This window comes from Haliea sp. E17, assembly GCF_048323675.1.
In the GTDB taxonomy this organism is placed as follows: domain Bacteria; phylum Pseudomonadota; class Gammaproteobacteria; order Pseudomonadales; family Halieaceae; genus Mangrovimicrobium.
In genome coordinates, this window is record NZ_JBLWFK010000005.1 from 577,033 (window position 1) to 587,302 (window position 10,270).

The following is a 10,270-nucleotide window of genomic DNA, read 5'->3' on the forward strand; positions in this document are numbered from 1 at the left end:
TCACATCCTGATCGGGCGATTTTGCCAGGCGGGTGTAGCATTCGGGAATGATCTACCAACGCCACATACCGCGGGAGGAGCTGTTCTCCGCCCAGTTGGAGATGCTCATGCAGAATGGGCAGCTGCCGACGGTAGCTGCGCACCTGATCGGGGTGGGCGCGGCAATGGTCATGTTCTGGCCATTCATGGAGACCAGCACCGTCCTGCTCTCCGCCGGCGCCTTCCTGGTGTTGTTGCTGCTGCGTTCGCTGCATATGAGCCGGGCCCTGGCCAGCCGCGCCTATCGGGATCACCCCGGGTGGGTCTACTGCTGGTTGCTGCTGGGGTCCGCGGCCACCGGGCTGGCCTGGGCGGGGGTGTATATTCTCGCGGCACACCACGTGCCCATCACCATGCAGTACACCTTCCTGTTGATGATTCTGATGATCACCGCGGTCTCGGTAGGGTTTTCGGTGATCATCCGCGAGTATTTCATCGTGTTCCTGTTCACCGCGGTCTGGCCGATCGCCTGGTGGAGTCTGTACCGCTTCTGGGAGCAGCCCTACAACCTGGTGATCGGCCTCAGCCTGCTGGCCTTTTGCGCCCTGCTGGTGGTGATCTGCAACCGGGCCTACAGCTTCTTCTGCAACATGATCTCCCTGGGCTGGGAGCGGGAAAGCATGTCCCGCGAGCTGGGCCAGCTAACCACTTCCCTGCGCGATCGCAACCGCCAGCTGCGCTCGGCCCGGGCCCAGCTCACCGACCTCGCCAATATCGACGAGCTGACCGGGCTGGCCAACCGCCGGCGGGTCAACGTGGCCCTGCAGGAGGAGCTGGAGCGGGCCTGCGAGAGCCGCTCCAACCTGTCCCTGATCATGCTCGACGTGGATTTCTTCAAGCCCTACAACGACACCTACGGCCACCCGGCGGGCGATCAGGTGCTGAAGCAGCTGGCGGAGATCATGCTCGGGGTGACCGGGCGTGCAGGCGAGCTGGTAGCCCGCTACGGTGGCGAGGAATTCATCCTGCTGCTGCCGGGGGCCTCCTCGGAAGCCGCGCTGCGTACGGCGGAGCGCCTGCGCCTGCTGGTGGAGGCCGCGGCCATCCCCCACGGGGCCGGTGGTGCGGGCCAGCGGATTACCGTCAGCCAGGGGGTGGTGACAGTCCTGCCGGAGGACCACACCCGCATGGAACACCTGCTCACGCAGGCCGATGAGGCGCTCTACAGCGCCAAGCAGCGGGGCCGCAACCAGGTGATTGCGGCGGCCTGATTGCCGCCCCGCGGCGAATCAGTCCTGGCCGTCGGTCTTGAAGCGGTGTATCTGCCGCCGCTGCTTTTTGGTGGGACGCCCGACGGGCCGGTCGATCATCCCCCCCGCGGCCTTGCGGGCCGCCGCTGCGGTTTCGCGTTTTTCGGTGCTTTCGTCGGTCTCCCGGTACAGGGCCTTGGCTTCCGGGGCGCCGCGGCGCTGGTCGGAGAGCGCCGTCACCACCACAGTTTTTTCGTCCCAGCCCTGGCGGACCTGCAGGGTGTCGCCAACGCTGATTTCCCGGGATACCTTCACCCGCTGGCCGGCAAGGTGGACCTTGCCGCCCTCGATGGCCGCCTTGGCGAGGCTGCGGGTCTTGAAGAAGCGCGCGGCCCACAGCCACTTGTCGAGGCGCAGCTTGTCGCCCTGGAATTCGCTCATGGCTTTCTCAGGTCGCTCATGGCTTTCTCGGGACGCTCAAGGCTGTGGCTCCCCGGGCATGATCTCGTCGAAGTGGTGGATGCCCGGGAAGCGGGTGTCGATGCGCTTCTGCCGCTGGCTGTCCGGTTGCAGCAGGGTCAGCAGGTGGGCGATGCCGTAATCCCGGGCCGAATCGAGCACGCGTTCGGTGTCGTCGATCAGCAGGGTGCGCGCCGGGTTGAAGGGGTGCAAGTCCTGCAGGCGATGCCAGAAGGCCTGCTGTTCCTTGGGCGCGTCCAGTTCATGGGAGACCACGACCCGGTCGAACCAGCCGGTGATGTCGATGTGTCCCATCTTGATATCCAAGGTCTTGCGGTGGGCGTTGGTCACCATGACCACGTCCCGGTGCGAGGCGTGCAGGCGCTGCAGAAATTCCTCGGCAAAGGGTCGCATGCTGACCATGTGGCGCATCTCGTGGGTCAGCGCGGGAATATCCAGCTGCAGGCGATCAGACCAGTAATCGAGGGAGTACCAGTCCAGTGTACCCTGTTCGATATTGAAGGCGGTTTCCAGGCGCGCAGTCGATTCGGCCTCGTCCAGGCCGTGAGTCTCGGTGTAGACACGGGGGACGTGCTGCACCCAGAAATAGTTGTCGAAGTGCAGGTCGAGCAGGGTGCCGTCCATGTCCAGCAGCACGGTGTCTATGCTGTTCCAGTCGATCATTGGGCGGTTGGGCTTTGGCTGTGGTTACGTGGGCGCAATTATACCGGAGCCGGCCGCGTTTGCGTGGCCCCGGCGCATATATAGCGGCTTGCTATATAAAACATGCCGCAGAGACGTCTCTGTCAGCAGCGGGCGCTTGTGCGGGTAATTGAAACAGGTATAGAGTTGCACTTCGATCTTACGTTGCCCCGGGAGCGCATGACGCGCGCATGACAGATCTGAGAGAGCCCTTCGCAGGAGAGCAGGAAGCCGCCAACGAGGTGATGACCCCTGCCATGCGCCTGTTGGAATTGCAGGGCAAGCACCGCGCGCTGGACGCCCGCATCCACGAGATGTACGAGTACCCCTACCAGAACCAGATCCTGCTGCAGCGACTGAAAAAAGAAAAATTGCGCCTGAAAGACGCCATAGAGCGCCTGAAGGACGAGATGATCCCCGACCTGAACGCCTGACCTCACCGTAACAAGGAGGTATCCGATGCCCCGTTTCCTGGCTCCCGTATTCGGCTTGCTCGCCTGCTTCGCCCTTTCCCCCGTGTTCGCCCAGGTGGTGGAGCGGGCTCCGCGAGTGGAGGTGGTGCCGATCAAGGGGCCGCTGTTCGAGCTGCGCGGCAAGGGCGGGAATGTGGTCGCATCGATCGGCGAGGATGGGGTCCTGTTGATCGATTCCGATTACGCAGAATACGCCGCCGCTCACGAGGCGGCCCTGTCGGCCCTGCAGATCACTCCCGGGGCGCCGCGCTACCTGTTCAACACCCACTGGCACTTCGATCACGTCGGCGGCAACCTGTTCTGGGGCGAGAAGGGTACCCTGATCGCCGCCCAGGAGAACGTCTACCAGCGCATGAGCACCCGGCAGGAAATGAAGATATTCGACCGGGTGGTCGAGCCGGCACCCGCCGCGGCGCTGCCGGTGATCACCTACAGCGACGAGATGATCATCACGTTCAACGACGACCGCATCCGCGCCCGGCATTTCCCCCACGGCCATACCGATGGCGACAGCATCATCTTCTTCACCGCCCAGAATGTGGTGCACATGGGTGACCACCTGTTCCGGGACGCCTTTCCCTTTGTCGATATCGGTTCCGGCGGCAACGCCATCAGCCTGATCGAGAACCTGGTCGCGGTGCGGGACATGATCAACGACGACACTGTGCTGGTCCCGGGGCACGGCGCCGGCTTCCTCGACAAGGCGGAGCTCACCGCCTATATCAAGGTGCTCGAGGACACCGCCAGGATCGTCCAGGCCGCACTCGCGCAGGGCAAGAGCGTGGAGGACATTACCGCTGCCGGCCTTGGCGACCAGTATGCCAGCTATGGCCAGGGCTTTATCAGTGAGGCCGCCTGGATCAGCTTCGTCGCCGGGAGCCTCTAGCCCGGCGCGGATACTGGCGTGAAGCTGGTCGAATACGCCATTCCCTTCTTTATCCTCGCCATCCTCGTCGAGCTGGCCTACGGCATCCTGCGCGGGCGCAATACCTACCGGGTCAACGATGCGGTGAGCAGCCTGTCGCTCGGGGTGCTGAGCCAGGCACAGCGCTTTGTCACCCTCGGGTTGGGTGGCTACGTCTACTACCTCGTCACGGCGTACTTTTCCCTGCCACTGATGGATGCCGGGCACTGGTGGACCTGGTTGCTGGCCATGCTCCTCTACGACCTGTGCTATTACTGGTCGCACCGCCTCGGCCATGAGCGCAGTATCTTCTGGGCGGCCCATGTGGCTCACCACCAGAGCGAGGATTACAACCTCTCCACTGCCCTGCGCCAGACCAGCACCGGCTTCCTGCTGGGCTGGCTTTTCTATATTCCCATGTACCTGCTGGGCATTCCCGCGGAGGTCGTGGTGACGGTCGGCGCGATCAATCTCATCTACCAGTTCTGGGTACATACCCGGCATATCCCCAAGCTGGGCTGGCTGGAATGGTTGCTGGTCACGCCGTCCAACCACCGGGTGCACCACGCCCAGAACGATATCTACATGGACCGCAACTACGGCGGCATGTTGATCGTCTGGGACCGGCTGTTCGGGACTTTCCAGGAGGAGTTGGAGGCAGAGCCGCCGGTCTACGGCATTCGCGGTCCGCTGCGCAGCTTCAACCCGGCTCGCGCCCTCACCCACATCTACCTGGACATGCTCCACGACAGCCGGCGCACCGCGCTGTGGCGCGACAAGTTGCGGGTCTGGGTCGCCCGGACCGGCTGGCGGCCGGCGGACGTGGCGCGCAGTGATCCGCGGCCGAAGCCGGCGCTGGCGGAATTCCGGCGCTATGACCCGCAGGTCGGACCCTGGGTGAACGCCTATGCCCTGGCCCAGCTGGTGGCGGTGATCCTGTTGCTCGGCGCCCTGCTGCTGCTCGCACCGGCTTACCTCGCGGGCCTGGCCGGCTGGGCGGTGTTGCTGGCGACAACCGTTACCACGGCGCTGTGGCTGGACCGGCGACCGGTACGCGAGGTGCTCGGCTGGGAGCTTGCGCGCCTGCTGGCGGTCGCCGTCCTGCTGGGGCTGCTGGCGGCCGATGGGGCGGGCGCCCCGGTAATCGCGGCGGGGCTAGCCTACCTGGCTGTCACCTTCGGCCTGTTGCTCCCGGTTGCCCGCAGTGCTGCTGAGGTAGTGCAGGCGCCAGACCACGGTGGCGCAGAGGGTGGCAATGGTGCTGTCGCCGAGTAGGGCGAGCAGGTCGGCGACGGGCAACTGGTCGGCCGTGTGCTCGGGGCGCAGGGCAAAGAAAATAACCGGCGCCGCGATGCCGACATAGAGGGTAAAGCGGTCCTTGCCAAACAGGCCGAGCGCTATCAGCAGGTAAACCCAGCCCTGTGAGAGCAGCCATATCGCCGTCGCATCCAGCGGGCGCAGCCACAGCGACGCCACCATCGCGGCGCCCAGGCCGGTGGCGGCGAAGGCCGCCAGGGTACGCAGGGTGGAAGGGCTGAGTTGCGACACCTGCGGGCGCCGGGCGCTCAGATACGCATGGCGCGGGATACGCGGGAGGCGCTGGGCCGGCCCAGTACCGCGGAGATATTGCGCCCGGCGGCGATCAGCTTCGGCAGGTCGATGCCGGTGTAGATGCCGAGCCCGTTGAGCATGTAGACCACGTCCTCGGTGGCGACGTTGCCGGTGGCGCCCTCCGCGTAGGGGCAGCCGCCGAGGCCGGCGACTGACGCATCCACGGTGGCGATGCCGTGCTGCAGGGCCACCAGGATATTGGCCAGGGCCTGGCCGTAGGTGTCGTGGCAGTGCACCGCGAGTCTCTCTGCTGGATACTCCGCCAGCAACACGCCCAGCAGGGTGGCCATGCTGCCCGCGGTACCGGTGCCGATGGTGTCGCCGAGGGAGACCTCGTAGCAGCCCATAGCGAACAGGGCGCGGGTCACTTCCAGGACCGCCTGCGGGCTGATATCGCCCTCGTAGGGGCAGCCGAGCACGCAGGAGATGTAGCCGCGCACCGGGATGCCGCGGGCCTGCGCGGCCTCCATGACCGGCTCGAAGCGCGCGAGGCTCTCGGCGATACTGCAGTTGATGTTCTTCTGTGAGAAGGATTCGGAGGCGGCGGCGAAGATAGCCACTTCGTCGGCGCCCACAGCCATCGCCCGCTCGAAGCCCTTCAGGTTAGGGGTGAGCGCTGCGTAGCGCACGCCCGGCGCGCGCTTGACCTGCTCGAAAATCGCCTCGCTGTCTGCCATCTGCGGCACCCACTTGGGGTTGACGAAACTGCCGGCTTCGAGCACCCCGAGGCCGGCCTCGGCCAGTTCGTCGAGCAGGCGCAGCTTGGCGTCCAGGGGGATGGTGCCGGGCTCGTTCTGCAGGCCGTCGCGGGGACCGACTTCGATAATCGTGACTCGTTGGGGCAGGGACATCGTTGACTCCGGTGTTCAGGTAGAGTGTACAGCCAATACGCTTCAGGACGAGTGCTTGAACAGTTCGCGGCCGATCAGCATCCGGCGAATTTCCGAAGTGCCGGCGCCGATCTCGTAGAGCTTGGCGTCGCGCAGCAGGCGTCCGGCATTGGACTCGTTAGTGTAACCGAAACCGCCCAGCGCCTGTATTGCCTGCAGCGCACACTGGGTGGCCTTCTCCGCGGTATAGAGGATGACCGCAGCGCAATCCTGGCGGGTTTCCTCGCCGCGGTCGCAGGCGCCGGCCACCGCGTAGAGGTAGGCGCGGCAGGCGTTGAGGTCGGCGTACATGTCCGCCAGCTTGCCCTGCATCAGCTGGAATTCGCCGATCGCCTTGCCGAACTGCCTGCGGTCATGCAGGTAGGGAAGCACCTCGTCGATGCAGGCCTGCATGATCCCCACGGGACCCGCCGAGAGCACCGTACGCTCGTAGTCGAGCCCGGACATCAGGATGCCCACGCCGTCGCCCTCGTTCTTCAGGATGTTTGCCGCCGGCACCGCGCAGTCCTCGAATACCAGTTCACAGGTGTTGGAGCCGCGCATGCCGAGCTTGTCCAGCTTGGGCGAGCGGGAAAAGCCTGGCAGGTCGCGCTCGACGATAAAGGCGGATATGCCCCGGGAACCGGCCGCGGGGTCGGTTTTCGCGTAGACGATGTAGACATCGGCGTCCGGGCCATTGGTAATCCACATCTTGGTGCCGTTGAAGATGTAGTGGTCGCCATCCCGGCGTGCCTGCAGTTGCATGCTCACGACGTCGGAGCCGGCATTGGCCTCGCTCATGGCGAGGGCGCCGACGTGTTCGCCGCTGCACAGCTTTGGCAGGTACCGCTGCTTCTGCGCTTCAGTGCCGTGCTTGCGCAACTGGTTGAGGCAGAGGTTGGACATGGCCCCGTAGGACAGGCCGATTGATCCCGAAGCGCGGCTGATTTCCTCCATCACCACGGCGTGGGCGAGGTAGCCCATGCCGGAACCGCCGTACTCCTCCTCGACGGTAATGCCCAGCAGGCCCATATCGCCGAAAGTGCGCCACAGGTCGGCGGGAAACTGGTTGTCGCGATCGATCTGCGCGGCGCGGGGAGCGATTTCCTTCTGGCACATCTGCAGCACCGCAGTGCGCAGCATGTCGATGTCTTCGCCGAGACCGAAATTCAATGTGGGATAGGTGCTGGCCATGGCGGTGTCCCCCCGTTCGAGGTGCACGAAAAGTGCGGGGCAGTATAAATAAACGACGGTGCGGGCGTAAATTCATCGATTCCGGGGGCTGCGCCGGTGTTGCTGCCTGCAGGCGGCGGCTGGGTGTGCTCCCACGGGGCTCGCGGGCTTGCTATGATGGGTTGGTTTTTCATCGCGCAGTGCATTACATGACCGACAATCGGGTGATTTCCCTGCTCGCCAGCGGCGAATTTGTTTCCGGGCAGAGCATCGCTGACGCCCTCGGTGTCAGCCGGACCGCCGTCTGGAAGCAGCTCAACAAGCTCGCTGAAATCGGGGTCGAGCTGGAATCCGTCAAGGGCCGGGGCTACCGCATTCCCGGGGGCATCGAGTTGCTCGAGGAATCGATGGTGCGCGCGGCGATGACCCAGGCTTCGCTGGCGTTGCTGCAGCGCCTCGACCTGCGTGAGACAGTCGCCTCGACCAACAGCGAGGCGTTGTCCGCCGCTGCGGGTGCGGGTTATGTGTGCAGCGCGGAGCAGCAAAGTGCCGGGCGCGGTCGCCGCGGGCGCAGCTGGGTCAGCCCTTACGCCCGCAACCTCTACCTGTCCGCAGTGTGGGAGTACGCCCAGGGCGCCGCGGCCCTGGAGGGCCTCAGCCTGGCGGTGGGCGTGGCGGTGGCCCGCGCGCTGGCCCGGGCGGGGGTTGAGGGCGTTCGCCTGAAGTGGCCCAACGACGTGCTGCACGAGGGTGCCAAGCTGGGGGGAATCCTGCTGGAGATGAGCGGTGACGCCGCTGGCCCCTGCCAGGTGGTGGTGGGTATCGGTCTCAACGTGGCTATGCCCGGCGGAGCCGCGCAGTCGATCGACCAGGACTGGACCGATGTGCAGCGTGCCGGCGGGCGGGTGGGGCGCAGTGCAATGCTGGGTTTGCTGCTGGATGAGTTGTTGCCGCTGCTGGCGACGTTCGAGCGCGAGGGGTTTTCCGGCTGGCGAGAGGAGTGGCAGGAGCTGGACGCCTACGCGGATATGCCGGTTGTCCTGAGCAGTGGGGAGAAACGTCTAGCGGGTATTGCCCGGGGGGTCAGCGAGCGGGGCGCCCTGTTGCTGGAATCCGTATCCGGCGGCGTGCAGCCGGTTTACGGTGGGGAGATCTCCCTGAGGCCAGCATCGTGAGCGGATGCCTGCAAATCGATCTCGGCAACAGCAGTGCCAAGTGGCGGCTGGTACAGGGTGAAAGTGTTCTCGCTCGGGGCAAATTCAACCCCGCAGAGGCCAGCGCGCTCGAGGGCATTCCGGAAACGCCGCAACAGGTCTGGATATCCAGTGTGGCCTCGGCCGGTGTGGAGAACGCACTCGCCGCTATGCTGATGTCCCGCTGGAATCTGGAGGCCTGGTTTGCGCGTACCACCGCGCAGTGCGCGGACCTGGTAAACAGCTACAGCGACCCCTCGCGTATGGGGGTGGATCGCTGGCTGGCGATGCTCGGCGCCCGCGCCCACAGCAAGGCCCGCCTGTGCGTGGTGGATTCCGGCTCCGCGACCACCATCGACATTGTGGGGGAAGATGGCATCCATGAGGGGGGCTATATCATTCCCGGCGCCGGCCTTATGGAGCAGGCCCTGTTGCGCGACACCGACCGCGTGCGCTTCGACGAGGCCGCTGAGTACGCGCTGGACCCCGGTCGCTCGACGGCGGAGGCCGTGCGCAACGGTATCGCCCTGGCCCAGGCCGGGGCGGTCAGAATGGCGCTGGAGGCGGCAGCGGAGCCCGAGCCCCAACTTTTTTACTGTGGGGGTGGCGGTGAGCTGTTGCACGGACTGGTGGGGCGCAGCGGCAAACTGGTGCCCGACCTTGTTTTCGAGGGGCTGGCGATCATGGCCGCCGAGTGCGGGTCCTGAACTGCCGGGCGGGCCGACTTTCTGTTGCATCGCTTTAGGGTATTGCATAGAATCGCGGCCCTCGACCCGGTCCGGCTGCCCCTGTGGCCGTAAATCCGGGATGGGAAAGCATCAGGCTGGCGTAGCTCAGTAGGTAGAGCAGCTGATTTGTAATCAGCCGGTCGGGGGTTCGATTCCTCTCGCCAGCTCCAATTTTTGGTGCTTCAGGCAGGAAAAAACTGGGGTCAGGTACGGGTTTTCGGCGGCGAAAATTCGAATCTGACCCCTGTTTCGTTGGGTGTTGTGGCAGGTGGGTTGGTCTCGCCTGCAAAAAACTCTCCAAGTCGATACTTTTCACGCCGATAAGTTGTTGACAAGGATGTGGGGCATCCGGACAATATGCCGCCTTTCGGAGGGGTTCCCGAGTGGCCAAAGGGATCAGACTGTAAATCTGACGCGAGAGCTTCGGTGGTTCGAATCCACCCCCCTCCACCATGTATTCGAAGCGAGGAAGTTGGTTTCCCGCTGAAGGTGGAAAGCAGTAAAAGGGTAGTTAAGCAGGGATAGCTGGGCTGTCCCGGGGCCGTTAAGGCGGTCCGAAGGTGTGCGACCGGACCGACTGGTGCCGCCTTCAAGTGACGAAGCGAGTCGCGGGCATAGTTCAGTGGTAGAACCTCAGCCTTCCAAGCTGATGATGCGGGTTCGATTCCCGCTGCCCGCTCCAGGGTTGGAAAGTTAAAGCTCATATAGCTCAGTCGGTAGAGCACTTCCTTGGTAAGGAAGAGGTCACCGGTTCAAATCCGGTTATGAGCTCCATTCCACCTGGTTTTTGCAAGTTCGGTTTTTGAGGCGGTACAAGCAAGGCTGACGCCAGTGTTAAGGAGACTGTCGTAATGGGTAAAGCAACATTTGAACGTACTAAGCCGCACGTAAACGTGGGCACCATTGGCCACGTTGACCACGGCAAGACC

At 64.4% G+C, this 10,270-nt stretch carries 11 protein-coding genes and 4 tRNA genes; 10 read left to right on the top strand and 5 right to left on the bottom strand.

Features of this window, described 5'->3' with window-relative positions:
* Positions 1-47 precede the first annotated feature (47 nt).
* Complete coding sequence (locus ACNKU3_RS16060; protein WP_418260527.1) at positions 48-1,250, top strand: GGDEF domain-containing protein; 1,203 nt, start codon at positions 48-50, stop codon at positions 1,248-1,250.
* 18 nt (positions 1,251-1,268) lie between these two features.
* Here the strand turns inward: ACNKU3_RS16060 and hslR are convergent, their stop codons facing one another.
* Together hslR and yrfG are read right to left on the bottom strand one after the other, a co-directional pair.
* On the bottom strand, positions 1,269-1,670 hold the full coding sequence (gene hslR / locus ACNKU3_RS16065; protein ID WP_418260528.1) for a ribosome-associated heat shock protein Hsp15: 402 nt from the start codon (positions 1,668-1,670) through the stop codon (positions 1,269-1,271).
* Between the two features lie 36 nt (positions 1,671-1,706).
* A complete protein-coding gene (gene yrfG, locus ACNKU3_RS16070; RefSeq protein ID WP_418260529.1) occupies positions 1,707-2,372 on the bottom strand; it encodes a GMP/IMP nucleotidase in 666 nt (221 codons plus the stop codon).
* A 209-nt stretch (positions 2,373-2,581) separates the two neighbouring features.
* Here yrfG and ACNKU3_RS16075 point away from each other — a divergent pair, with 209 nt between their 5' ends.
* From ACNKU3_RS16075 to ACNKU3_RS16085, 3 genes are read left to right on the top strand one after another with little or no spacing between them, the layout of a single operon-like run.
* On the top strand, positions 2,582-2,824 hold the full coding sequence (locus tag ACNKU3_RS16075) for a YdcH family protein (RefSeq protein ID WP_418260531.1): 243 nt from the start codon (positions 2,582-2,584) through the stop codon (positions 2,822-2,824).
* 25 nt (positions 2,825-2,849) lie between these two features.
* Entirely contained in the window at positions 2,850-3,749 is a 900-nt protein-coding gene (locus ACNKU3_RS16080) for an MBL fold metallo-hydrolase (protein ID WP_418260532.1), read from the top strand.
* Positions 3,750-3,767: 18 nt separating this feature from the next.
* Complete coding sequence (locus tag ACNKU3_RS16085) at positions 3,768-5,042, top strand: sterol desaturase family protein (protein ID WP_418260533.1); 1,275 nt, start codon at positions 3,768-3,770, stop codon at positions 5,040-5,042.
* Here the strand turns inward: ACNKU3_RS16085 and ACNKU3_RS16090 are convergent.
* Genes ACNKU3_RS16090 through ACNKU3_RS16100 form a run of 3 tightly spaced genes read right to left on the bottom strand, consistent with a single transcriptional unit; the run spans position 4,923 to position 7,441 of the window.
* Positions 4,923-5,315 carry a hypothetical protein gene (locus ACNKU3_RS16090; protein ID WP_418260534.1) on the bottom strand — a complete coding sequence of 131 codons (393 nt, stop codon included), beginning with the start codon at positions 5,313-5,315 and terminating at the stop codon, positions 4,923-4,925. The genes ACNKU3_RS16085 and ACNKU3_RS16090 overlap by 120 nt on opposite strands.
* Positions 5,316-5,332: 17 nt before the next feature.
* Positions 5,333-6,229, bottom strand: coding sequence for a hydroxymethylglutaryl-CoA lyase (locus ACNKU3_RS16095; RefSeq protein WP_418260535.1), 897 nt, complete (start codon positions 6,227-6,229; stop codon positions 5,333-5,335).
* A gap of 42 nt (positions 6,230-6,271) precedes the next feature.
* Complete coding sequence (locus ACNKU3_RS16100) at positions 6,272-7,441, bottom strand: isovaleryl-CoA dehydrogenase (protein ID WP_418260536.1); 1,170 nt, start codon at positions 7,439-7,441, stop codon at positions 6,272-6,274.
* 188 nt (positions 7,442-7,629) lie between these two features.
* On the opposite strand from ACNKU3_RS16100, the gene birA reads away from it, so the two are divergent.
* The 6 genes from birA to ACNKU3_RS16130 all read left to right on the top strand — a co-directional run bounded on the left by birA (position 7,630) and on the right by ACNKU3_RS16130 (position 10,115).
* Positions 7,630-8,595: a bifunctional biotin--[acetyl-CoA-carboxylase] ligase/biotin operon repressor BirA gene (gene birA, locus ACNKU3_RS16105; RefSeq protein ID WP_418260537.1), complete on the top strand. Its 966-nt coding sequence runs from the start codon at positions 7,630-7,632 to the stop codon at positions 8,593-8,595.
* Positions 8,592-9,320, top strand: a complete 729-nt coding sequence (locus tag ACNKU3_RS16110; RefSeq protein WP_418260539.1) for a type III pantothenate kinase — start codon at positions 8,592-8,594, stop codon at positions 9,318-9,320. Before birA ends, ACNKU3_RS16110 begins: the two co-directional genes overlap by 4 nt.
* Positions 9,321-9,435: 115 nt before the next feature.
* Positions 9,436-9,511 (top strand) — tRNA-Thr (locus ACNKU3_RS16115).
* Positions 9,512-9,710: 199 nt separating this feature from the next.
* Positions 9,711-9,794 (top strand) — tRNA-Tyr (locus ACNKU3_RS16120).
* A 155-nt stretch (positions 9,795-9,949) separates the two neighbouring features.
* Positions 9,950-10,023: transfer RNA gene (locus ACNKU3_RS16125), tRNA-Gly, on the top strand.
* Between the two features lie 16 nt (positions 10,024-10,039).
* Positions 10,040-10,115, top strand: a tRNA-Thr gene (locus tag ACNKU3_RS16130).
* Positions 10,116-10,270: the final 155 nt, after the last annotated feature.

Coding starts and splice junctions, on each gene's coding strand:
- ACNKU3_RS16075 (WP_418260531.1), top strand. CDS start 2,582: ATGACAGATCTGAGAGAGCCCTTCGCAGGAGAGCAGGAAGCCGCCAAC.
- ACNKU3_RS16080 (WP_418260532.1), top strand. CDS start 2,850: ATGCCCCGTTTCCTGGCTCCCGTATTCGGCTTGCTCGCCTGCTTCGCC.
- yrfG (WP_418260529.1), bottom strand. CDS start 2,372: ATGATCGACTGGAACAGCATAGACACCGTGCTGCTGGACATGGACGGC.
- birA (WP_418260537.1), top strand. CDS start 7,630: ATGACCGACAATCGGGTGATTTCCCTGCTCGCCAGCGGCGAATTTGTT.
- ACNKU3_RS16095 (WP_418260535.1), bottom strand. CDS start 6,229: ATGTCCCTGCCCCAACGAGTCACGATTATCGAAGTCGGTCCCCGCGAC.
- hslR (WP_418260528.1), bottom strand. CDS start 1,670: ATGAGCGAATTCCAGGGCGACAAGCTGCGCCTCGACAAGTGGCTGTGG.
- ACNKU3_RS16100 (WP_418260536.1), bottom strand. CDS start 7,441: ATGGCCAGCACCTATCCCACATTGAATTTCGGTCTCGGCGAAGACATC.
- ACNKU3_RS16060 (WP_418260527.1), top strand. CDS start 48: ATGATCTACCAACGCCACATACCGCGGGAGGAGCTGTTCTCCGCCCAG.